At 60.9% G+C, this 22068-nt stretch carries 31 protein-coding genes; 10 read left to right on the forward strand and 21 right to left on the reverse strand.

Annotated elements, in window-relative coordinates; all coding sequences use genetic code 11:
• Positions 1-129 precede the first annotated feature (129 nt).
• The 5 genes from HX821_RS07415 to HX821_RS07435 form a co-directional block, all read right to left on the reverse strand.
• Positions 130-741 (reverse strand): LysE family transporter, encoded by a 612-nt coding sequence (locus HX821_RS07415; RefSeq protein ID WP_177035511.1) that lies wholly within the window; start codon positions 739-741, stop codon positions 130-132.
• A 74-nt stretch (positions 742-815) separates the two neighbouring features.
• Positions 816-1607: an AraC family transcriptional regulator gene (locus HX821_RS07420; RefSeq protein ID WP_177035512.1), complete on the reverse strand. Its 792-nt coding sequence runs from the start codon at positions 1605-1607 to the stop codon at positions 816-818.
• Positions 1608-1687: 80 nt separating this feature from the next.
• A complete protein-coding gene (locus HX821_RS07425; RefSeq protein ID WP_177035513.1) occupies positions 1688-2158 on the reverse strand; it encodes an arsenate reductase ArsC in 471 nt (156 codons plus the stop codon).
• A 13-nt stretch (positions 2159-2171) separates the two neighbouring features.
• Positions 2172-3455, reverse strand: coding sequence for an arsenic transporter (locus HX821_RS07430; RefSeq protein WP_003212605.1), 1284 nt, complete (start codon positions 3453-3455; stop codon positions 2172-2174).
• Positions 3456-3473: 18 nt separating this feature from the next.
• Positions 3474-3830, reverse strand: a complete 357-nt coding sequence (locus HX821_RS07435) for a metalloregulator ArsR/SmtB family transcription factor (RefSeq protein ID WP_003212604.1) — start codon at positions 3828-3830, stop codon at positions 3474-3476.
• A gap of 177 nt (positions 3831-4007) precedes the next feature.
• On the opposite strand from HX821_RS07435, the gene HX821_RS07440 reads away from it, so the two are divergent.
• The 3 genes from HX821_RS07440 (at position 4008) to HX821_RS07450 (ending at position 5299) form a co-directional block, all read left to right on the forward strand.
• On the forward strand, positions 4008-4223 hold the full coding sequence (locus HX821_RS07440) for a hypothetical protein (protein WP_003212603.1): 216 nt from the start codon (positions 4008-4010) through the stop codon (positions 4221-4223).
• Positions 4224-4295: 72 nt separating this feature from the next.
• On the forward strand, positions 4296-4991 hold the full coding sequence (locus tag HX821_RS07445; RefSeq protein ID WP_003212602.1) for an AzlC family ABC transporter permease: 696 nt from the start codon (positions 4296-4298) through the stop codon (positions 4989-4991).
• On the forward strand, positions 4988-5299 hold the full coding sequence (locus tag HX821_RS07450; RefSeq protein WP_008432487.1) for an AzlD domain-containing protein: 312 nt from the start codon (positions 4988-4990) through the stop codon (positions 5297-5299). The genes HX821_RS07445 and HX821_RS07450 overlap by 4 nt, the downstream gene beginning before the upstream one ends.
• Before the next feature lie 152 nt (positions 5300-5451).
• Here the strand turns inward: HX821_RS07450 and HX821_RS07455 are convergent, their stop codons facing one another.
• Complete coding sequence (locus HX821_RS07455; RefSeq protein ID WP_003212600.1) at positions 5452-5712, reverse strand: hypothetical protein; 261 nt, start codon at positions 5710-5712, stop codon at positions 5452-5454.
• Between the two features lie 109 nt (positions 5713-5821).
• Between HX821_RS07455 and HX821_RS07460 the strand changes: the two genes are divergently transcribed.
• Entirely contained in the window at positions 5822-6175 is a 354-nt protein-coding gene (locus HX821_RS07460) for a hypothetical protein (RefSeq protein ID WP_087693907.1), read from the forward strand.
• 141 nt (positions 6176-6316) lie between these two features.
• On the opposite strand, the gene HX821_RS07465 is transcribed toward HX821_RS07460, so the two are convergent.
• The 7 genes from HX821_RS07465 to HX821_RS07495 form a co-directional block, all read right to left on the reverse strand.
• The gene (locus HX821_RS07465; protein WP_087693906.1) at positions 6317-7021 is read right to left on the reverse strand and encodes a YoaK family protein; all 705 of its coding nucleotides are present in this window, start codon (positions 7019-7021) and stop codon (positions 6317-6319) included.
• Between the two features lie 77 nt (positions 7022-7098).
• Positions 7099-8127, reverse strand: a complete 1029-nt coding sequence (locus tag HX821_RS07470) for a DNA topoisomerase IB (protein WP_003212597.1) — start codon at positions 8125-8127, stop codon at positions 7099-7101.
• A 91-nt stretch (positions 8128-8218) separates the two neighbouring features.
• A complete protein-coding gene (modC, locus tag HX821_RS07475) occupies positions 8219-9304 on the reverse strand; it encodes a molybdenum ABC transporter ATP-binding protein (protein WP_177035514.1) in 1086 nt (361 codons plus the stop codon).
• The gene (modB, locus tag HX821_RS07480) at positions 9304-9984 is read right to left on the reverse strand and encodes a molybdate ABC transporter permease subunit (protein WP_003212595.1); all 681 of its coding nucleotides are present in this window, start codon (positions 9982-9984) and stop codon (positions 9304-9306) included. The genes modC and modB overlap by 1 nt, the downstream gene beginning before the upstream one ends.
• Positions 9985-10752 (reverse strand): molybdate ABC transporter substrate-binding protein, encoded by a 768-nt coding sequence (modA, locus tag HX821_RS07485; RefSeq protein ID WP_102604918.1) that lies wholly within the window; start codon positions 10750-10752, stop codon positions 9985-9987. It abuts the gene before it with no gap.
• Between the two features lie 117 nt (positions 10753-10869).
• Positions 10870-11934, reverse strand: coding sequence for a nitronate monooxygenase family protein (locus HX821_RS07490; protein ID WP_177035515.1), 1065 nt, complete (start codon positions 11932-11934; stop codon positions 10870-10872).
• Positions 11935-12044: 110 nt separating this feature from the next.
• Positions 12045-12923, reverse strand: coding sequence for an alpha/beta fold hydrolase (locus tag HX821_RS07495; RefSeq protein ID WP_177035516.1), 879 nt, complete (start codon positions 12921-12923; stop codon positions 12045-12047).
• Between the two features lie 176 nt (positions 12924-13099).
• On the opposite strand from HX821_RS07495, the gene HX821_RS07500 reads away from it, so the two are divergent.
• A complete protein-coding gene (locus HX821_RS07500) occupies positions 13100-13684 on the forward strand; it encodes an ABATE domain-containing protein (RefSeq protein ID WP_087693903.1) in 585 nt (194 codons plus the stop codon).
• A 6-nt stretch (positions 13685-13690) separates the two neighbouring features.
• Here the strand turns inward: HX821_RS07500 and ada are convergent, their stop codons facing one another.
• The 5 genes from ada to HX821_RS07525 form a co-directional block, all read right to left on the reverse strand.
• Positions 13691-14755, reverse strand: coding sequence for a bifunctional DNA-binding transcriptional regulator/O6-methylguanine-DNA methyltransferase Ada (ada, locus tag HX821_RS07505; protein WP_003212590.1), 1065 nt, complete (start codon positions 14753-14755; stop codon positions 13691-13693).
• A 76-nt stretch (positions 14756-14831) separates the two neighbouring features.
• On the reverse strand, positions 14832-15512 hold the full coding sequence (gene alkB / locus HX821_RS07510) for a DNA oxidative demethylase AlkB (RefSeq protein ID WP_177035517.1): 681 nt from the start codon (positions 15510-15512) through the stop codon (positions 14832-14834).
• Positions 15502-16218 carry a 2OG-Fe(II) oxygenase gene (locus HX821_RS07515; protein ID WP_177023086.1) on the reverse strand — a complete coding sequence of 239 codons (717 nt, stop codon included), beginning with the start codon at positions 16216-16218 and terminating at the stop codon, positions 15502-15504. Before HX821_RS07515 ends, alkB begins: the two co-directional genes overlap by 11 nt.
• Positions 16219-16300: 82 nt before the next feature.
• Positions 16301-16465, reverse strand: a complete 165-nt coding sequence (locus tag HX821_RS07520) for a hypothetical protein (protein ID WP_177035417.1) — start codon at positions 16463-16465, stop codon at positions 16301-16303.
• A gap of 11 nt (positions 16466-16476) precedes the next feature.
• A complete protein-coding gene (locus HX821_RS07525; RefSeq protein WP_003212586.1) occupies positions 16477-16779 on the reverse strand; it encodes a DUF1883 domain-containing protein in 303 nt (100 codons plus the stop codon).
• A 212-nt stretch (positions 16780-16991) separates the two neighbouring features.
• Here HX821_RS07525 and HX821_RS07530 point away from each other — a divergent pair, with 212 nt between their 5' ends.
• From HX821_RS07530 to HX821_RS07545, 4 genes are all read left to right on the forward strand, one after another.
• A complete protein-coding gene (locus HX821_RS07530) occupies positions 16992-17342 on the forward strand; it encodes a hypothetical protein (RefSeq protein WP_003212585.1) in 351 nt (116 codons plus the stop codon).
• 218 nt (positions 17343-17560) lie between these two features.
• A complete protein-coding gene (locus tag HX821_RS07535; protein ID WP_177035562.1) occupies positions 17561-18187 on the forward strand; it encodes a c-type cytochrome in 627 nt (208 codons plus the stop codon).
• Entirely contained in the window at positions 18184-19107 is a 924-nt protein-coding gene (locus tag HX821_RS07540) for a c-type cytochrome (RefSeq protein WP_003212583.1), read from the forward strand. The genes HX821_RS07535 and HX821_RS07540 overlap by 4 nt, the downstream gene beginning before the upstream one ends.
• A 63-nt stretch (positions 19108-19170) precedes the next feature.
• Positions 19171-19401, forward strand: coding sequence for a hypothetical protein (locus tag HX821_RS07545; RefSeq protein ID WP_003212582.1), 231 nt, complete (start codon positions 19171-19173; stop codon positions 19399-19401).
• On the opposite strand, the gene HX821_RS07550 is transcribed toward HX821_RS07545, so the two are convergent.
• Both HX821_RS07550 and HX821_RS07555 read right to left on the reverse strand, forming a co-directional pair.
• Complete coding sequence (locus tag HX821_RS07550; RefSeq protein ID WP_003212581.1) at positions 19402-19686, reverse strand: hypothetical protein; 285 nt, start codon at positions 19684-19686, stop codon at positions 19402-19404.
• Positions 19687-19830: 144 nt separating this feature from the next.
• Positions 19831-20016 (reverse strand): hypothetical protein, encoded by a 186-nt coding sequence (locus tag HX821_RS07555; protein ID WP_003212580.1) that lies wholly within the window; start codon positions 20014-20016, stop codon positions 19831-19833.
• Between the two features lie 307 nt (positions 20017-20323).
• Here HX821_RS07555 and galU point away from each other — a divergent pair, with 307 nt between their 5' ends.
• A complete protein-coding gene (gene galU, locus HX821_RS07560) occupies positions 20324-21163 on the forward strand; it encodes a UTP--glucose-1-phosphate uridylyltransferase GalU (RefSeq protein WP_003212579.1) in 840 nt (279 codons plus the stop codon).
• Positions 21164-21218: 55 nt separating this feature from the next.
• Here the strand turns inward: galU and HX821_RS07565 are convergent, their stop codons facing one another.
• Positions 21219-21986: a helix-turn-helix domain-containing protein gene (locus HX821_RS07565; protein WP_102604912.1), complete on the reverse strand. Its 768-nt coding sequence runs from the start codon at positions 21984-21986 to the stop codon at positions 21219-21221.
• Positions 21987-22068: the final 82 nt, after the last annotated feature.

The following is a 22068-nucleotide window of genomic DNA, read 5'->3' on the forward strand; positions in this document are numbered from 1 at the left end:
AGGCCGAACGCAGGTATTGCGGAGCCCTTTGCCTACTTTGGGCTGGGCCGGCATTCCGGCTTTTCCAAAGTGAGCCGCTGTAAGAGCGGAACCATAGGCCGCCGTTACCCAAATAACGGATATGCCCCCTCAAATCCCCCGCAACGCCAACATCGCCAGATACAGCAGCACCACCCCACAAGCCCCATAGCTAACCCTCTGCCACATGGGCGAAGCATTCCGCCGCAGCAAGTTGACCAACCCCGCAATCAAAAAGCACGACAACACCGACGCCAGCATAAACCCCGCAAAAAACATCAACGTCTGCCCATGGCTAGGCGCCGCCCCGACTATCCCCGATAACGCACTCCCCAGCGCCCCCCAATAGACAATGTTCTTCGGATTGGCCAGGGAAATCGCCGCCCCCACCACCAGCGCATTCTGCCCGGACCTGGGCGGCGCACTCCCGGCCTCTGGCAAGTGCCAGGCATCCATCAGGCTGCGAATCCCGAGCCAGGCCAGATACAGCCCACAAACGGCCGTCAGCGGCACCCGCACCGACTCATGCTGGATCAACAACGCCATGCCCGTAAGCCCGATCACCGCCCACACGGCATCGCCCACCAGCGAACCGATCTGCACCAACAGCGCAGGGGTAAACCCATGCAGCAGCCCACGGCGCAGCGTCTCCGCCAGCACCGCCCCCGGCGACAGGCAAAACACAAACCCAAACACCAGCGCCGAAAAAAAGATCGTCAACATGCCTGCCTTCCTTCAAGTGATGGCCGGCATTTTAGGGAAGGGTGTGTAAGTCGTCTTGAACCAGATTGCGCTTTTCAGCCCTTGAGCACGCGTTGATAGCGCCCCGGTGTGATCCCGTAGGCCGCCCGGAAATGCCGATTCAGATGGCTCTGGTCAGCAAACCCCAAGGCATGGGCAACCTGCGACGCCGCAACGCCTGAGCGCAACAGCCCCTTGGCGCGCCGGGTACGCAGTTGCATCGCCCACTGGCGTGGACTCAGCCCGGTTTCTTTCTGAAAAGCCCGCAGCAGATGGAATTTCGACAGGCCCAACTCGTCACCAAGGGTCTCGAGTGCCACCGCCTGGTGCAGGTTTTCAGCCAGCAATTCCTGGGCCTTGATCACCAACCCGCGTCCCACCGCAGTGCTGCCCGGCAAGCGGACGCCGCTGCAACCGACGACTTCGCCGAGCAGCACCACCAGGGCTTCCTCACTCAGCTCACGGGCCAGCGGATCGACACTCAACGCGCCTTCAATCGCCCCGGCGAGTTTCATCGCCAACGCCGGCTGGAAGCACAGCGAACGGTCGAACTCCAGGTGCGCCAGGCCCAGGTCAGCCGCCAATTGCTCGGCAGTCGCATACAAGCTGACAAACCGCCACGGCTGCCCTTCGGCCGCGCCGCCGCCTTGAATCTGCCCCGGGTTGTACAGGGTGATGCTGCCGGGGCCGGCCTCGAAGGTGCGACGATCCAGCCACACCTGTTCCTCGCCAAGCAGGTTGACGCCGATCACGCATTCATCATGGCTGTGGCGGGCAAATGTCAGGCCGGTGCAGGTGGTGCTGCTGACTTCGTAGTTGCCCAGCCAGGCGTGCTGCATGGAACTCATTGAGGGGGCTCGCTGTGACCGTTGCCCGCGAGCATACGCCGGAAAAGGGCTTCAGATCGACTACTCGCCCGGCTCTTCGGTTACGGCGTGGCGATGCGATCAAGCTCGGCCTTGATTTCGATGGGGCTGAGGCTGGCGAACGGAATCTCGAAAAAAGCCCGGCAGCGCCGTTCAATGATTTTCAGGGTGGCGCGGAACGCGGCGTCGACTTGGGCTTCATCGCCCTGAACATCAGACGGATCCTCCAATCCCCAATGCGCCTTGAGCGCCGGGCCGAAATACACCGGGCAAGCTTCTCCGGCAGCCTTGTCGCATACGGTGACGACGATGTCTGGCGGGCTGCCTTCAAAGGCGTCGTTGCCCTTGCTGTACAAGCCTTCGGTGCTGATGCCGGCGGCCTTCAGCGTGGTCAGGCTGCGTGGCAGCACCTGGCCCTTGGGGAAACTCCCGGAGCTGATGGCCTGGAAACCGTCCGGCGCCAGATGGTTGAACAAGGCTTCCGAAAGAATGCTGCGGCAGCTGTTGGCGGTGCACATGAACAGGACTTTCATCAAGCGAACTCCGTCAGAAACTCAGGCGCAAGGCCAGGGCGGCGAGGGTGATCAACAGTACCGGCAGGGTCAGCACGATCCCGACCTTGAAGTAGTAACCCCAGGTGATGGTGATGCCTTTGCGTGCCAGGATGTGCAGCCAGAGCAAGGTCGCCAGGCTGCCGATAGGGGTGATTTTGGGGCCGAGGTCGCTGCCGATCACGTTGGCGTAGATCATCGCGTCCTTGACCACGCCCACGGCGTGGCTGGCCTCGATGGAGAGCGCGCCGATCAGCACGGTTGGCAGGTTGTTCATCGCCGAAGACAGCAGCGCGGTGAGCACACCGGTGCCCAAGGCCGCGCCCCATACGCCATAGCTTGCGAAGGTGTCGAGCCAGGTCGCGAGGTAGTCGGTCAGCCCGGCGTTACGCAGGCCGTAGACCACCAGGTACATGCCCAGGGAGAAAATCACGATCTGCCAGGGCGCTTCCTTCAGCACCTTGCGGGTGGAGATTTTGTGGCCCTTGGCGGCGATCACCAGCAGTAATATGGCGCAGGCGGCAGAAATTGCACTGATGGGAATGCCCAGCGGTTCCAGGGCAAAGCAGCCCACCAGCAGGATGCCCAGCACCCACCAGCCGGCGCGGAAGGTGGCGCGGTCGTGGATCGCACTGGCGGGGTCATCGAGGTCGGCCGGGTCGTAGGTTTGCGGAATGTCCCGGCGGAAAAACCACAGCAATACGGCGAGGGTCGCGGCGACGCTCACCAGGTTTACCGGCACCATCACTGCAGCGTATTCGTTGAAGCCGATCTTGAAATAGTCGGCCGAGACGATGTTCACCAGGTTGGAGACCACCAGCGGCAGGCTCGCGGTGTCGGCGATAAACCCGGCGCCCATGACGAACGCCAGGGTGGCTGCCGGGGAAAAGCGCAACGCCAACAGCATCGACATCACGATGGGCGTGAGGATCAGCGCCGCGCCGTCGTTGGCGAACAAAGCCGATACCAGCGCGCCCAGCAGCACCATGTACGCGAACAGTCGCCGACCGCGCCCACGGCCCCAGCGCGCCACATGCAAGGCAGCCCAGGCAAAGAAGCCCGCCTCATCCAGCAGCAGGCTGATGACGATCAGCGCGACAAAGGTCCCGGTGGCGTTCCAGATGATGTGCCACACCACCGGGATGTCGGCCAGGCTGATAACCCCACAGGCCAGGGCCAGGATCGCACCCATCGTGGCGCTCCAGCCCACGCCCAGGCCCTTGGGCTGCCAGATGACCAAAATGATGGTGAACAGAAAGATAGCAACGGCAACAAGCATGAAAAGCTCTCCGCAGGATCAGCAGCAGGCGCTGGCCCGTTGTGGTCGGTCACCCATGGTTTCCAGACGCTGGGCGTCTGTTTTTAACCAGGCTTGGTTGGCTTGCAGGGTGGTGTCGAGCACTGCCGTCACCCACTCCGGCAAGGCCGGGTTGAGGCGGTAATAAATCCACTGGCCCTGGCGACGGTCCAGCAGCAACCCGCAACTGCGCAGTTGCGCCAGGTGGCGGGAGATTTTCGGCTGGCTGTCGTCCAGAGCATGGATCAATTCGCACACGCAAAGTTCGCCTTCACGCAGGATCAACAACGTCAGCCTGGCGCGGGTGGCGTCGGCCAGGCATTTGAAGACGTTGGGCGGGGAGAAAAGATCTGACATGGTCAGTGCCTTGATACATATGGAAATACGAATATACGGATATCCATATTTATTGGTCAAGCCTTGTTTCGATTGACCTGCGTCAAGTGCCCGACAATCGATGACAAGTGGTTGAAATTAAACTGAAACACAAATGTCCTAAAGTGCCTGCCCATTGGTGATGAAGGAAGAAAACGTGTGACCCGTGCCACTCGCAACCTGCGCAAGACCCTGGATTCCGTCGCGGACAATAACGAAACCGCGGCCTTTGACCTGATGCGCGCCGTCGAAAAGCTCAGCGATGAAGTGCTGCGGCAGCGCCTGCTCAATACCATCCACCGGCTCAACCAGGACGCCCACGAACTGCGCGAAGCCCGGGACGCGGTGGAGCGGGTGTCGGTCAAACTGGCTTGAGCACGATCGTTCAAGACAATCCCTGATACCGCTGGCATGCTTGTCGACTGACTGTCGATGAGCTTGTTGTGTATGCCTAACGCTCTGCCTCTGAACGCCTTTTCCCGTGGCGCGATTGCGATCATTCCATTGTCCCTGGCGTGTGCGCCGTGGGGATTGCTGGCCGGTTCGACTGCAATTGATGCCCAATTCACGCCGCTGGAAGCCCAGGGGCTGTCGACCATCGTGTTTGCCGGTGCCGCACAATTGGTGGCCATCGGCATGGTCAAGAGCGGCGCCAGCCTGATTTCGATCCTGCTGACCACCTTGCTGCTGACCTCCCAGCATTTGCTCTACGGCATGCACATGCGTCCCACGCTGTCGCCGCTCAAGCCAAGGTGGCGCATGAGCCTGGGCTTTTTGCTGACCGACGAATTCTTCGCCCTGGTCAGCCAGTACGACCGCCAGACCTTCAATCGCTGGTACGCCCTGGGCGTCGGCCTGACGTTCTATATCATCTGGAACGTCTTTACCTTCGCCGGCATCGTGCTCGGCAAAAGCATTCCCGGGCTGGATCAACTGGGCCTGGAATTCTCGATCGCAGCGACCTTTATCGCCCTGATCACCCCGGTAGTGCGCGACGTGCCGACCATCGTCTGCGTAGCCGTGTCGTTGCTGTGCTCGGTTTGGCTGAGCTACCTGCACTGGGAATCGGCGGTGGTGGTGTCCGGTGTGTTGGGGATGAGCGCAGGGTTTGCCTGCAAGCGGCTGGGAGTAGGGCAACAATGATCTTCGTGATGATTTTTGGCATGGGTTTGATCGTGTTTCTCAACCGCTACCTGTTTCTCGAGCCGCGCCTGCCGGTGCGCCTCAATCGCGGGGCGCGGGAGTTTCTCGGGTTTGCCGTACCGGGGATGCTCACCGCCATCTGCGGCCCGATCATTTTCCTGGCTGATCACAAGCTCAACCTGAGTGTAGGCAACCCCTACCTGCTGGCCGGAATCAGCGCCGTGGCGTTGATGTTCTGGACCCGTAGCGTGCTAATCACCGTGTTGCTGAGCATGGCGCTGTTCTATCTGTTCCGCTGGCTGCTCTGACCAGCAAACTCCTGCTACGGGGGGAGCAAAACCAAGGCAAAAAAAAGCCTGCGGGAGGGCAGGCTGGAAGGGAGACTTCTTAAAAATGAGCCTGCCGACTATAGGCGGCGAGGTCTTCCTTCACAGTGAAACAAAGTTCATGAATCTGTCAGCTATTCGATAACCGGGGCGGCGGCTTTCTTGTTGGCTTTCGCCTCGGCCGCCAGGCATTCCAGGGCAAATTGCTCGGTGTAGGTCATCTGGATCGGGGTGCTTTCGCCCTTCACGGTGCGCTCGCCGTCAAGGATGTAGCGGATGCGCTTGTCGGTCACGCCGATGCGTTTGGCGATCCACGAAGGCGTCTGGCCGATGCGGCTGATCAGCTTGTCGGCGTAGTCGGTGGAGGGGTTGTAGCGCTCGGCATTGGGTGTCATGGGGGTTCCGGGTAAAAGCGGGTTCGTAAGTAGGCGGCAGGGTGACGCAATAATCCTTCGGTGTCGCCTGCTAATGGTACAGTCGCGTTTTTTCCAAGGAAGCTTCGGTATGCGGATGGTGGTAATTGGCGCTTTGGTCCTGGCATCGCTGGCCGGTTGCGCGGGCTCGAAGATGAAAGAGGCGCGTACCGGCGCGCCCTACAAAACCCTGGCCTCGGACAAGGCTCCGCTGGTGGTTGCCCAGTGCATCCAGTTCGGCTGGCAGGATGAAGCGGTGTTCGGGGTGGATGCCGGTGGTTTCATGGAGCCTGCACAGGCTGGTGGCTTCACCATCTACACCACGGCAGGTGACTATTTTGTCGACGTGCGCAGTGCCGGCGCCGGCGCCTCCGTCAACTATTACGCGGCCCAGGATGACTATCCGGCCAAGCGCCGCCTGGCGGCACTGGCGACCTGCCTGTAATCCATTCCGTTAGAAAAGTTCAGAAATGCCCTGCGGACAGTCCCGCAGGCATTGTTTTAGTATTTTCCCGCTCACCCGGCGTGACGGCTCTTTACCGGTACAGGGATGTCGAGGCCGGAGCGTCGGGAGGGCAACTGTTTTCTAGCGGGGCATGTACCCCAGGTGCCAGCGCCGCGGAATCTTCAGCGACACCAGCCCCAACAGCGCCGACAGCACCCCGCTGACCAGCAGCGCACGAATCCCCATGTGGTGCTCCAGCAACGCACCGATCACCGCACCCACAAACATCCCGGCCCACGGGATCAGTTGCACGCGCCAGCCGTTGCGGCGTTCACCGAGCATCCAGCGGCCCAGTCCGCGACCAAAGCGTGACAGCGCCCCGGTGACATAGGTAAGCCCCACGGGCAACCCGTTCACTTCTTCGACGGCGGCATTCAGCATGCCCATGGCGATGATCGCTGCCAGCAACGCCGGCAATTGATCGGCGAACGGCCAGGCCGCAGCCCCGCACAGCAGGGTGGCGATGCACAGCAACAGGGGCAGGGCGTGGCGCCGGCTGACGCGGCTGACCATCACGCCCAGCGCATTCCCGGCGATAAACGTCGCCACCAGCAGTGTCAGGCGCGCGGTAAGGCCCAGGTCGCCTTCGCTGATCGCCACGGCGAGGCGCGTGGTGTTGCCGCTCATGAACGACACAAAATCCCCGCTGGCCATGAAACCAATCGCATCGGTCATGCCCGCCAGCACGGAAAGGCTGGCCACCAGCAGCAACCCGACACGCCCGCGCCATTTGTGGCGATGCAGCAAGGCGGCGTTGGTGTAGGGCTTCAGGGATGAAGGCAGCATGGGGCCGGGTTCCTCGGTGAGATTATCCGGCCACTACCGTAGGGCGCTTCGTGCTCCGCTGCAATGACTTGGTGCACTTACAGGCGTTCGGCCAGTTGCTCCAGAAACATCGCCAGCCCGACTTCCTCGGCCTTCAAGCCTTTGCGCACTCGGGGCTTGGGCAGTTTCGCCAGTTCGCCCAGGCTGAAATGCTCCAGCACCGCCGGGTGGATGTAGCACTTGCGACACACCGCCGGCGTGTTGCCCAGTTGCTTGGCAACGTTCTTGACCATCTCCACCACATGTTTCTTGGCGTCGGATTCCGGCTGCCACTCAAGCTCGCGCAGCACTGCCAGCGCCAGGGCGCTGCCGGCCCAGGTGCGGTAGTCCTTGGCGGTAAAATCCGCGCCGGTCAGGGTGTGCAGGTAGGCATTCACATCGGTGGAACTGACGGTATGGCGCTCGCCGTTCTCGTCCAGGTACTGGAACAGGTTCTGCCCCGGCAACTCCAGGCAACGCTTGATCACCGTGGCCAGGCGCCGGTCCTTGACGCTGATCTGGTGCTCGATGCCGCTCTTGCCACGAAACTGGAACAGGATCTCACTGCCCTTGATGTCCACATGGCGGGTGCGCAGGGTGGTCAGGCCGTAGGAGCGGTTGTCGCGGGCATATTGGGTATTGCCGACGCGGATCAGGGTGGCGTCGAGCAGCAGCACCACCGTGGCCAGGACCTTTTCCCGATTGAACCCTGGCGCCTCGATCTGTGCTTCCAACTGTTTGCGCAACTTGGGCAGCGCGCTGCCGAACTGTTGCAGCCGGGAATACTTGTCGGTGTCGCGCACCTCGCGCCAGCGCGGGTGGTAGCGGTACTGCTTGCGCCCCCGGGCATCCCGCCCGGTGGCCTGCAGATGGCCGCGCGGGTCGGCGCAGATCCACACATCGGTATAGGCCGGCGGCACTGCCAGTGCGTTGATGCGTTTGATTTCGTCGGCATCGGTTATGCGTGTGCCGTCGGCCTTGAAGTATTGGAATTTGCCCCGCAGCTTTTTCCGGGACAGGCCGGGCTGGGTATCGTCGACGTAATGCAGGTCGCGGGGCAGGTCGGCAAGCAACGCAGGATCGGGCATGGCGCAAATTCCTTGGCAGGTATTTCTGATTGACCGCAGGGTTTTGCGGTCGTGCCAACAAGTTTGCTCCCCCATAGCAGCTGTCGGGCAGTCAGGCCAGTACCGCCACCGCCTTGATTTGCGCCCACAGCGTCTGGCCGGGATGCAGCTGCAACTGGTCCCGCGAGTAACGGGTGATGCGCGCCAGCAGCGGCGTGCCGGCCGCGTCCAGGCTTACCAGCACGTGGGCTGCGTTGTCCGCCGGGATTTCCTGGGTCACCGTCACCGGCAGGCGATTGAGGATGCTGCTGTGTTCCTCGGCCTGCAGGCTCAAGCTGACGTCCCGCGCCTGGATCTTGAAACGCAACGGTTTGCCCAGCGCCAATGGTGCATGGGCCACGCGCATCTGCAATTGGCTCGCGGGCAATTGCAGGGTGAGCAACTGGTAGTGCGCGTCGTAGGCGCTGACGGTGCCGTTGATCACCACACCGGCGTCGTCGCCCAGGGCCATGGGCAGGTCCAGCCGGGCCAGGGTTTCGCCGATGGGACCGCTGGCCAGGGCCTTGCCGTCGCTGAGCAACACGATGTGATCAGCCAGGCGCGCCACTTCGTCCTGGGCATGGCTGACGTACAGCACCGGAATCTCCAGTTCGTCATGCAGGCGTTCGAGATACGGCAGGATCTCGCTTTTGCGTTTGCTGTCCAGCGCGGCCAACGGTTCATCCATCAGCAACAGGCTCGGGCTGGTGAGCAGGGCGCGGGCGATGCCGATGCGCTGGCGCTCACCGCCGGAAAGGTGCTGCGGATGGCGCTCCAGCAGGTGGCCGATGCCCAATAGTTCGGTGGCGTGGCTCATCTCCACCCGGCGTTGCTGGCGCGGGATGCGCTTGAGGCCGAACTCCAGGTTGGCCAGCACCGACAAATGCGGGAACAGGCTGGCTTCTTGAAACACGTAGCCCAGGGCGCGTTTGTGGGGTGGCACGAACAGTCCTTTGCGGCTGTCTTGCCAGACCTCGTCGTTGATCTGCACGAAACCCTCTTCAGCCCGCTCCAGCCCGGCGATGCAACGCAGGCAGGTGGTCTTGCCGGAGCCGGAATGGCCGTACAGCGCCGTCACCCCGCGACCGGGCAGGTGCAGGTCGACGTCCAGGGCAAACCCGGAATACTTCAGTTGCAGGCGTACCTCGATCATCGACATCAGCTCCAGCCCGCCTTGGTTTTACGGCTGGAGTAGAGCGCCAGCAACACCAGGAAAGAAAACACCACCATGGACCCGGCCAGCCAGTGGGCCTGGGCATATTCCATGGCTTCGACGTGGTCGTAGATCTGCACCGAGACGACCCGGGTCTTGTTGGGAATATTGCCGCCGATCATCAGTACCACGCCGAACTCGCCGACGGTGTGGGCAAAACCGAGAATCGACGCGGTGATAAACCCTGGGCGCGCCAGGGGCAGGATCACCGTGAAAAAGGTGTCCCAGGGATTGGCCCGCAAGGTCGCGGCCACTTCCAGCGGGCGAGTGCCGATGGCGGAGAAGGCGTTTTGCAACGGCTGCACCACGAACGGCATCGAATAGATCACCGAGCCAATCACCAACCCGGCGAAGCTGAAGGTCAGGGTGCCCAGGCCCAGCCATTGGGTGAACTGGCCGAAGTAGCCATTGGGGCCCATGGTCAGCAGCAGGTAGAAGCCGATCACCGTGGGTGGCAACACCAACGGCAAGGCCACCACCGCGCCAATGGGGCCGCGCCACCACGAGCGGGTGCGCGACAGCCAGAGGGCTATCGGAGTGCCGATGATCAGCAGGATGACCGTGGTCAGCGATGCCAGTTTCAGGGTCAACCAGATCGCGGAAAAATCGGCACTCGACAGCGGCATTTACAGCTCGTAACCGTAGGACTTGATCACCGCGGCGGCTTTCGGACCCTTGAGGTATTCAACCAGGGCCTTGGCGGCGGCGCTGTCCTTGCCCTTGTTGAGGATTACCGCGTCCTGCTTGATCGGGTCATGCATCGACGACGGTACGATCCAGGCCGAACCGCTGGTGACTTTGCCGTCCTTGTAGATCTGCGACAGCGCTACAAAACCCAGTTCGGCGTTGCCGGTGGAGACGAATTGATAGGCCTGGGTGATGTTCTGGCCTTCAACGAGCTTGTCCTTGACCTTCTCGGTCAGGCCTTCCTTCGCCAGCACCTGGGTGGCGGCCAGGCCATAAGGCGCGGCTTTCGGGTTGGCGATGGACAGGTGCTGGAACTGGTTTTTCTTCAGCACTTCGCCCTTGGCATCGACGTAGCCTTCCTTGGCCGACCATAGCGCCAGGGTGCCGACCGCGTAGGTGAAGCGCGAGCCCTTGACGGTGTCGCCCTCGGCTTCGAGCTTCTGCGGGGTGGTGTCGTCGGCGCTGAGGAACACTTCAAACGGCGCGCCGTTCTTGATCTGGGTGTAGAACTGGCCGGTAGCGCCGTAGGCAGCGACCAGTTTATGGCCGGTGTCTTTTTCAAAGTCGGCGGCAATCGCCTGGATCGGTGCGGTGAAGTTGGCAGCCACGGCCACCTGTACTTCATCGGCATTCGCCGAGGAGAAGGCAAACGCGGCGATCAGGGTGGCGAGGGCCGTGGGGGCCAGGCGTGAGGCGCGAATCATCATCAAGAAGCTCCTTGGGGTTTGCGGCTTGTTAGGCAGAGGGGGACTACCGCTATGTATGGGAATATATAGCGGTTGGCCACTGCCGGTACAGCGCAAAGTTGTCCCGGGAGTTCAGGTTCAGCGTCGGTCGAGTTTTTCCAGGGTTTGCGCGGCCAGTTGCAGCGTCAGGTCATAGCTGGAGATGTCTTTGCCGAGGCGCAGCGCCTGGCCCGACCACAAGTTGCTGAAGCCGGCTTCGTCCTTGGCCTTGAGCGGCATCAACGCACCGCCGGACAGCGGGAACGCCGGCGCCGTGGGGTTGATCGCGCCCAACTCACGCATTACGCGGTTGATGATGCCCCGCGCCGGGCGCCCGGTGAACAGGTTGGTCAGCGCGGTTTCACTGGCCTGGGCAGTGCGCAAGGCATGGTGGTGTGACTTCGAGACGGTGGCCTCGGGGGTAAACAGGTACGCGGTGCCAATCTGCACCGCTGACGCGCCAAGGGCGAAGGCCGCGACAATGCCCCTGGCATCCCCGATGCCGCCGGCCGCAATCACCGGCACGCGCACGGCATCGACAACCTGTGGCACCAGCGCCATGGTGCCGATCTGGCTGTTCAGGTCGTCGCTGAGGAACATCCCGCGATGGCCACCGGCTTCGTTGCCCATGGCGATGATTGCATCGCAGCCGTGCTGTTCCAGCCAGATGGCTTCTTCGACGGTGGTAGCCGACGACAGCACTTTCGCCCCGGTGGCCTTGACCCGGTCCAGCAGGGATTTTTCCGGCAGGCCGAAGTGAAAGCTCACCACTTCCGGGCGGAATTCTTCCACCACTTCACAGGCGGCGTTGTTGAACGGTGCGCGGTTGGAGACGGGCGTCGGCGCGTCAAAATCGGCGCCCAGCTCACGGTAGTAGGTTTCCAGCAGGTTCTTCCACTGAAGGTCGCGGTGAGCATCCGGCGTCGGTGGCTGATGGCAGAAGAAATTTACGTTCAGCGGCCGCGAACTGGCCTGGCGAATCGTGGTGAGTGCTTCGCGCAGTTGCTCGATGCTGAGCGCCGCCGCCGGCATTGAACCGAGGGCGCCGGCCTGATTGGCCGCAATCACCATGGCCGTGCTCGTGGCATTGGCCATGGGCGCCTGAATGATCGGTAACTCGATGCCCAGCAGGTCAAGAATTCGGGTGTCTGGCCAGGTGCTCATGGGACGCTTCTCCAACGGTGGAATGCTGTTCCGTCGTTTTAGCAGGGCCAGGCAGCACCAGGCCAGTCTGTATTATTCACTGGACGAATCCAGTGTTTCATGGGCGGTTATCAGTTGATGGCGTCGCCCAGTACTGCATGAATCCGTTGGGCAATGTGCGCGGCGTGGGTTTCCAGGGCGAAGTGGCCGGTGTCGAGTAATTCCACCACGGCGTTGGGGTTGTCGCCTTTGTAGGCATGGGCGCCCGGCGGGATGAAGAAGGGATCGTTCTGGCCCCAGATCACCAGCGCCGGCACTTGCGTGGCCTTGAAAAACGCCTGGAACGCCGGGTACCGCGTCAGGTTGTTGCGGTAGTCGAGGAACAGGTCCAACTGGATCTCGTCATTGCCGGGACGCTGCATCAGGAGCACGTCGAGCATATAGGACTCCGGCGCCACCAGCTCCGGTTGCGACACGCCATGCAGGTACTGATAGCGCGTGCCTTCCAGGCTGATGACCGCGTTGCGAATCACCTCGCGATTGGCCTGGCTCGGCTCGGCCCAGTAGGCCCGGATCGGATCCCAGGCGTCACCCAAACCTTCCAGGTAGGCATTGCCGTTTTGCGATATCAGCGCGCTGACCCGTTCCGGGTGGGCCACGGCGAGGCGCAGGCCCACCGGTGCGCCATAGTCGAACACATAGAGGGCATAGCGACTGAGGTTCAGGGCGTCGACGAAGTGGCCAACGGTGATCGCCAGGTTATCGAAGCTGTAGTGGTAATTGCGTTCGGCGGGGACTTCGGTGAAGCCGAAGCCTGGCAAGTCCGGGGCGATGATCCGGTAACGGGTGGCAAGCAGCGGGATCAGGTCACGGTACATATGGGACGAACTGGGAAAGCCATGCAGCAGCAGCAACACCGGCGCGGACGGGTCGCCGGCTTCACGGTAGAAAATGCGCACACCATCGGCATCAACGTGCTGATAGCGAACAACCGGGGCTGAAATCGACATGATCGTAGTCCTCTTTGTAACTGGTTAAATTTATTTGTTGGGTTACTGGTTTTGCAGGCTGCGCTTGAAAATGTAACCTGTCAAATTAATTTATTGGGTTACTGATTAGCAAATTTAGTAACTATTCAAAAGCGAAATCAGCGGTTACGATGGCGCGGACTTGAAGAGGATTTACCATGCCCGCCATCACCCCATCCCCGTTGGAACCCTACGTCCTGGCTGATCATCCCGTGCTGGACATGCTCAATACCCGGGCGAATGTCGACGGTGTGCCCTTTGAATTCTGGCAAGGTGATGCCGATGTCGAGCGCTGGCTGGTGCGGCTTGGCTGGGCCGAGGAGGGCGCAGTACCGGTATTTGAGGAGGGGGCACTGCTGGGCGCGGCGCGGGGATTGCGGGAAGTGATCCGCGTGTTACTGGAACAGCGCAAGGCCGGCCAGCAGGGCGATCCCGGCGCGCTGAATGCGTTTCTGCGCAAGGCGGTCAGTCACCCGCAACTGGCTTGGCCGGCGCCTGGCGAGTTGCGGCTGGAGCGCCAGCGCAAGGTGCAGACTGCCGAGCAGTTCCTGGCGCCGATTGCCGAAGCCGCCGCGACGTTACTGGTGGAAGGGGATTTCGGCCTGGTCCGCACCTGTGAACATCCCGAGTGCGTGCTGTGGTTCTACGACCGCACCAAGGGCCACAAGCGCCGCTGGTGCAGCATGGCGCTGTGTGGCAATCGGCATAAGGTGGCCGAGTTTCGCAAGCGCAAACTGGTGTAGACGTCCTCAGGATTCTGCCGGGCTTTCGCGCTCCAGCAACTGCCGCTTGCGCTCGACACCCCAGCGGTAGCCCGACAGATTGCCGTCGGCGCGCACCACGCGATGGCAGGGAATCGCCACCGCCAGGCTGTTGGCACCACACGCCTGGGCCACGGCGCGATAGGCGGTCGGCGCGCCGATGCGCTGGGCGATCTCGGCGTAGCTGGCGGTGCACCCCACCGGGATTTCCCGCAAGGCTTGCCACACGCGTTCCTGAAACGCAGTGCCGCGCAAGTCCAGGGGCAAGTCCAGGCCCAGGGCCGGCGCTTCGATAAAGCCCACCACCTGGGCGATCAATTGTTCGAAGTCGTGATCGGCACCCAGCAGATTGGCGCGGGGAAACTGGTCCTGCAGGTCGCGCACCAGTTTGTCCGGGTCATCCCCCAGCAGGATCGCGCACACACCGCGATTGCTCTGGGCCACCAGAATGGCGCCCAACGAGCATTGGCCAACGGCAAAGCGAATATCCGTGTTGGTGCCGCCGGCTTTGTAGTCGCGGGGCTTCATGCCGAGCAATTGGTCGGCAGCCTCATAAAAGCGGCTGTTGGAATTGAAGCCGGCGTCGTACAGCGCATTGGTCACCGAGTGCTGGTCCTTGAGGCCGTCGCGCACCTTGCGCGAGCGATGAGCGCTGCCGTAGCGCTTGGGCGTCAGGCCGGTCACCGCCTTGAACACCCGATGAAAATGGAACGGGCTCAAGCCGGCGAGGGCGGCCAGATCTTCAAGGGGCGGCAGGGTTTCGGCCTGTTCGATGTGCCGACAGGCCGCTGCCACCAGTTGCGCATGGCGTGCGGCCACCTGGGTCTGGTCCCCCGACGCGCGCTTGTTGGGCCGGTAGCCCGCCGCTTCAGCCTGTTGCGGGGTGTCGAAGAACTCGACGTTCTCCGGGCGCGGGCGCCGTGCGGAACTGCTGGGGCGACAGTACACACCGGTGGTTTTCACACCATAGACGAAGGTCAAGTCGGCCTTGGCGTCTCGGGCGACAATCGCTGCCCAGCGCGGGTCTTGTTCGGTGGCGTGGCGCGCGGTCATGGTGGTGGCTCCTGGTTGAAGAATGCCAGGTTAGTCCCGTGGGGCATTCCCATCACTCCGATGCTTGCGGTCAAATTCATCCGGCCGTGCGAAACGTCAGGTTGATGCGCTGCGGCCCCATGACCGGATGCGTGCCGGGCTTGATCGGCATCACGCCGTGAAAGCGCAGGCGGTCCACGCCGCCCCATACCACTACGTCGCCATGGAACAGCGAGACTTTTTGCGTCTTGTCGCTGCGCTCATGGCCGCCGAACAGGAAGATCGCCGGTAAACCCAATGACACGGAGACCACCGGGGCGGCATAGCGACGCTCGTTCTTGTCCTGGTGCAGGGACATTTTCGCGCCTGGCACATAGCGGTTCATCAGGCAGGCATCCGGCTCGAAATCGTCGAAACCTGCATCTGCTGCGGCCATCACGGCCAGTTCGCGCAATGCGGCCGGCAGGGCTGGCCAGGGTTGTTGGTTATTCGGGTCAATCGGGGAGTAGCGATAACCGGTGGAGTAGGTCGTCCAGCCCAAGTCACCGCAACTGCTTAACGCCGCCGACATGGTAAAACCACCGGGCGTGACCATTTGCCGGAAGGGCGATTGAGCCAATACCCGTCGTAGCTCCGGTAGCAAACGCTCGACCCAGGGCAGGGCATAGCCTCTGAGGACGTAGGATTGTTCACCGATTTGCTCGCGCCCCGGGGGCTGTTGCAGCGCCTCATCGGCGAACAAATCGGCGGTTGATCCGGGAAGGGTCTTACTGCGCATCGTGAAAAATCACTCCCAAGGTATGCCGGGTACCACTGTGCAGAACACTGACCCCATGGCGCAAGGTCACCCGATGAAACCCCCTCACACTCGGCATGGGTCGCTGATTGACCGCGAAGATTACCGCGTCACCCTGGTTGAGAGGGACGACCTGAGCCCGGGATTGCATTCTTGGCCGCTGCTCCGTCAGCACCAACTCCCCGCCACGAAAGTCCTCTCCCGGCTGCGACAACAGGATGGCTACTTGTAGGGGAAACACATGTTCCCCGTACAGATCCTGATGCAGGCAGTTGTAGTCGCCTGGGCCGTATTGCAGCAATAACGGGGTAGGGCGTTGCTGCCCGGCAGCGTGGCAGCGGGCAATGAAGTCGGCATGGTGCACCGGATAGGTGATCGGCAGGTTCATCTGTTCGTTCCAGCGATTGGCCTGGGGCGCCAGGAACCCATACAGCTGTTCACGCAGCGCGCAGATCGGCGCTGGCAGCGGGTAGCGGAAATATTTGTATTCGCCCCGGCCAAAGCCGTGCCTGGCCATCATCACATGGGAGCGAAACAGTTCGGGTCGGGGGTAGTGGCCGCTCAGTTCAGCGCATTCCTGCTGATCCAGCAGGGCCGGAATCAGTGCGTTACCCTGTTCATCGAGGGCTTGCTCGATGGCGGCCCAGTCCAGCTTGGCCAGGCGTTCATGCAGTGGAGTGGAAGGCATCGACAAGTTCCTGTGGCAGCGCATTAGGGCTGCCAGTCTAGAAAGTCGTCAGCGTCAGAACACTCCGATGCTTGCGCTCGAATTACAGCGCCTTGCTCACATTGATGTCGGTAATCTCATCGCTGGCATCGTGGATTTTCGTCAGGGCTTCCTTGGCTTCCTCCACGCTGCCTGCTTGCAGTTGGGCGAACTCGAAGCGGCGCTCACCGTTGAGTTTGTACTTGATCACATATTTGGTGGTAGTCACGGGCATTCCTGTCAGCTCAGTTTCGAATTGGTGCGGCGCACAATGCGGATCTTGTGGGACAAGGTCGGCTTTTTGGTCACGCTGATGGCGCGGCGGGTCACGACGTCCAGGGTGATGTTCCAGAACCCGGTGCTGGGCGCAGTGATTTTTGCCGGGAACTTGTCGAACGCGCCGCCGTGGTAAGTATGGCGGCCGCCGTTCTTGAAGCTGCGAAAGTTGGCATCGCTCATCAGGCGGATGTTGCAGGTTTGCGAGCATTCAATGACGACAATATCTCCTTCATTGAGGTGCTCACGCTGGTGGATGAATTTCATAAGGTGTCTCCAGAAGGGCTTTTTCTGAAAAATCAGAACGATACGTAGGTTAAGATGGAGTTTATCAGCCCCAGCACGTTTATTATCGGACCGTCGTCGACGACTTCGACAATTTAAAACAGTTATTTACCGAGTTATCAGGGATAAATCCTACGTGGGCGGGAGAAAAATACCTTCTTCGCTGTCGTAGGGTCTTTATCGGAGGTTTTTATATGAAGTGGAGTGTGTTGGTTCTGGCCCTGGCGTTGGGTGGATGTGCTTCGGTGGCGGATATCAAGCAGACCCCACCAACGCTGGCAGTGATCTCCGGGAAAAAACCACAGGAATACGCGGCGTGCGTTGTCCAGAAATTGTCTAAAACCCGCAGGCCTTCGCAGATCGAGCCTCACAAGGATGGTGTTCAAGTTATCGTACCGCAGAAGTTTTCTGCCGACCCTTCGGCCATTTTTGAAATTGAAGAGCGCTCCAGCGGGAGCAGTATCAAGCTCTACGAGAGCATGTCCAATGTGCCTATTCGTCCAGGTGACGTGAAGGCTGCGGGGGAAGCGTGCATTTCCGGCTGAGTCTGTAGCCGCCCACCTCGAATCCGATCAAGAAGCCCGACCCTGCTGCCGCAGCGTCGGGCTTTTTTGTGCGCGAGGTTCAGTACGCCGTCCTTTACTCGCGAATGAGTGTTGTCGCGACCGGGCCATTGCCCTACCATTTGTAGGCTTATGCCTAATTCGCCTAAGCATATAACTATAAAAATGGAGTCGTGATGATGTCTATGGAACGAGTTCTGATGGGTAGCGCGTTGTTGCTGATGTTGGGCAATGCCCACGCGCTGGAGGGGAAAAACGTTTATATGCAGGGCGGCTCGCAGCCGGGAGCTGCGCCGTGTGTGGCCTGCCACGGGGCTGATGGCCTGGGGCTGGCAGCCGCGGGTTTTCCGCGTTTGGCCGGTTTATCGGCGGTGTATTTGCGTAAGCAGCTGCAGGATTTTAAAAGTGGCGCCCGGAACAGCCCGGTGATGCAGCCACTGGCCAACGCCCTCACGGAAGAGGAAGTCAGCGCTGTAACCCGGCAGCTGGCGGCAATGCCTGCGCCCGCACCTGTGCCGGTGCACCGCAGCGAGATGCCTACTGACGCTGCGCAAAAGATTGCCCTGCAAGGTGCGTGGGAGCGCCAGATTCCGGCCTGTGTCAGCTGTCATGGCCCGGCCGGCGTGGGCGTCGGCGACGGGTTTCCACCCCTGGCCGGACAATCTGCGGCCTACCTCGCGGCGCAGTTGAACGCCTGGCGCAGCGGCACGCGCCATAACGATCCGAATGCTCTGATGGGCCATATCGCCAAATCCCTCAGCGCTGAAGAAGTGCAGGCCGTGGCCACCTATTTTGCCTCGTTGAGCGGCCAGGAGGCCAAGCCATGAAGCGCTTCTTGTTTGCTCCGCTGCTGGGAAGCCTGATCGGCGTACCCGTCCATGCCGCCCCTATTGCCATGGAAGACCAGTCACAGTTGCAGCCAGCCGGCGCTCATGGGGCTGCCGTGCAGTTCCAGCCGCCCAAAGAAAGCGAGCTGCCGGACAACGCCTACGGCAAGCTGGTGAAACAGGGCTACGCGCTGTTTGTCGACACCAAGCGCCTGGCGCCGCAATTTGTCGGTAATGGCCTCAATTGCAGCAATTGCCACCTGGACCAGGGTCGCCTGGCCAATTCGGCGCCGCTGTGGGGTGCCTACCCGATGTACCCGGCGTATCGGAAAAAGAACGACAAGGTCAACACCTTCGCCGAGCGTTTGCAGGGCTGTTTCCAGTTCAGCATGAATGGCGGCACGCCACCGGCTGCAGACAGCCCGGAGATTACCGCGCTGTCGGTATATGCCTACTGGCTGGCGAGCAAGGCTCCCTTGGGCGTCGAACTGCCGGGCCGTGGCTACCCGGACGTGCCGGCACCCGCCAAGGGTTACGACCTGGCCCAGGGCGCAGAGGTCTACAAGGGCCAGTGCGCGGTGTGCCATGGCGCCGAAGGCCAGGGCCAGAAAGTGGGCGACAACTACGTGATGCCGCCGCTCTGGGGTAAAGACTCCTACAACTGGGGCGCCGGGATGCATCGAATCAATACGGCAGCGTCCTTCATCAAGCACAACATGCCCCTGGGCCAGGGCGGCAGCCTGACCGACCAGCAAGCCTGGGACGTGGCGGCCTACGTCAACCGTCACGAGCGTCCTCAGGACCCGCGCCTCGTGGACGGCTCCGTGGAGAAAACCCGGGTGAAGTTCCACGCCAATGACGGCGTCAATCTTTACGGGCAGACGGTCGATGGCGTACTGATCGGGCAAGGCATCCGTTAAACTGTCGATAACCCATAAAAAATGCCGCTGAATCAGCGGCATTGTCTTTTCGGAAACTCAGTCATGAAACGTGAGCAAGTCAGGGAACAGCATGCAGGGGGGCATATTTCTGCGACCCATGTGATTCAAAATCCCGCGGATACGGGCGAGTGGATCGTGTTCTTCAAGAAGAGCGGCGGTCGCAGTTACTTCCTGGTGGATGACCAGGATGAAGTCGAATCCTTCTCCCGCCTGGACGACTTGATCGAGACCATTCGCGGCCTGGGCATCAAGTTCGCCGAAATTCACATGTAATTATTTGCAGACCACCGTCACGCTGCGGGTCTTGTAGTTGCCGACATCCTTGCCCAGGGTCTTGTCGCTTTCTTTCAGGGCCGGTGTGCCTTCGGTGCCGACAATCCGGTAGCCGGTGCCCGCGCAGGACGCATCAGCCTTTTCATAACAGCTGGCCCAGGAGTTGGCTTCGCCGGAGCAGTCGATGGCCAGTCCTTGTTCGCCGTTCTTCAGGACCGTGTCGGAAGTGGTGGTGCAGCCACCGGTAAGCGCCAGTACCGCAATCAGTGCCAGGATCTTGTTCATGTAGGAGTCGTCATCAGGGTGTTGGAGGGGAGCGCTGACACTGTCGTGGGGCGTTACAGGCGAGATTATAGCGAACCGCCATCAACGTACAGACAAACACAAAAAAGCCCCGTCAAACGAGGCTTGATTGGCGTTACCGCGGTGTTACTTGGTTTTCGGACGCTTGCTCGACGCGTGGCCGGCCTCATCCACAAACACTTCGGCCACGGCACAGGCTTGAGCTTCGGTCGCGAATGCGCCGGCAACGCTGTCGCCATGGAAGTTGATCAAGTGCCAGCCGTCCGCTCGCTTGGTGATCAGGTAGCCGTTCACGCCTTTTGGTTCTGACATCTATCAATCTCGTTGTCTGGTTCAAGGGCGTAATGATAGCGCCAAACGGCGTGGGGCGGCGCAAGTTGTTGCAGGTCAGTGCCGATCGCCATAAAGCATGCTAAAAAGGTTGGAGCCCTTTGAATGACGGGCACAAGCCGACGATTTCTAACAGCGGCGAAGGTACTTGATTGAATGCCGGCGGAACTTACGCCGACATTTTTTCTCTATGTTGACATCGCAACGCCAGCAGGACCCATTGTAAGGTGACTGCGGCCTGATTAGACTGCGCCGAATTTCGTACGCACAGCCCTTTGTAAGGACTCATATGATCAAGAAATGCTTGTTCCCAGCAGCCGGTTACGGCACTCGCTTCCTGCCAGCGACCAAGGCCATGCCCAAAGAAATGCTGCCGGTGGTGAACAAGCCACTGATCCAGTATGGCGTGGAAGAAGCACTGGATGCCGGCCTGAACGAAATCTCGATCGTGACCGGCCGTGGCAAACGCGCCCTGGAAGACCACTTCGACATCAGCTACGAGCTGGAAAACCAGATCAAGGGCACCGACAAGGAAAAATACTTGGTCGGCATCCGTAAGCTGCTCGACGAGTGCTCGTTCTCCTACACCCGCCAGACCCAAATGAAAGGCCTGGGGCACGCGATCCTGACCGGTCGTCCGCTGATCGGTGACGAACCGTTCGCCGTGGTACTGGCCGATGACCTGTGTGTAAACCTGGAAGGCGACGGCGTCCTGACCCAGATGGTCAAGCTGTACCAGAAGTACCGTTGCACCATCGTCGCGGTTCAAGAGGTCGATCCTCAGGAAACCAACAAGTACGGCGTGATTGCCGGCGACGATATCGGTGATGGCCTGATCCGCGTACGCGACATGGTTGAAAAGCCAGCGCCGGAAGATGCTCCGTCGAACCTGGCGATCATCGGCCGCTACATCCTGACCCCGGACATCTTCAAGCTGATCGAAGAAACCGAGCCGGGCAAGGGTGGCGAGATCCAGATCACCGACGCCCTGCTGAAGCAGGCAAAAGACGGTTGCGTGATTGCCTACAAGTTCAAGGGTCGTCGTTTTGACTGCGGTGGCGCTGAAGGCTACATCGAAGCGACCAACTTCTGCTACGAGCACTTCTACAAGACTGGCAAGGCTTACTGATTCATCGTTGCCAGCCCGTTGAAAAAGCCTGCGAGTCGAAAGACCGCAGGTTTTTTTATGCCTTGCCCAAATAGCGGCTGGGGGCTTCGCCCAGTACCCGCTTGAACATTGCACCAAACGCATTGCCGTTGGCATAGCCCATGTCCCGTGCAATAGCCCCCAATGGTCGGCCCTGGGCTAACTGGCAAACGGCTTCGGCAATCCGTAGCTGCTGGCGCCATTGGTTGAAGCTCAGCCCGGTTTCATCCCGAAACCGCCGGCGCAGGGTGCGCACGCTGGCGCCGATGGATTCACTCCAGTCTTCCAGGGTGGCCGGGTTCGCCGGGTCTTCCAGAAGCATTTCACACACACTGAGCAGGCGTTTGTCCCGGGGCAATGGCAGGCTGCAGCCTTCGGTTTCAGTCGCGGATATCAACTGGTGCAGCAGCAATGGCGTGAGCAGGGCAGTGTGGGCGTCGGGTGCGAGCATGCCCAGAATCAGCTCCCGCAGCAGCGGCTCTACCCTGATCAATCGGCAGGATTGCCACGCCGTGGGTAATTGATCGCTTTCCACGTACAGTGCGCGCATCGCAACCTCACCGACCATGTGCAATTCATGGTCGACACCCGGCGCAATCCAAAAGCCGTATGCCGGCGGGACGGTCCAGGCGCCCATGCGGGTCAACACCCGGATCACGCCTTGGGTGGCGTGCACCAGTTGGCCATATTCATGGCTGTGCCAAATCTCTCGTGCGCCATCGACATAGTCATGGGCCCGAACCCGTAATTCCTCGCTGGTGCTGCGAGCGGGCGCCCCAAAGCGTTTACGCCAGATGTTGTCCAATCAAGAATGATTCCTGAGATGTAGGTTGGAACGGTCATTAATTGACCCATGCGCGTAGAAGAATGACCGGATCTTTAACGCG

Source organism: Pseudomonas sp. B6001, assembly GCF_013386015.1.
Classification (GTDB): Bacteria; Pseudomonadota; Gammaproteobacteria; order Pseudomonadales; family Pseudomonadaceae; genus Aquipseudomonas.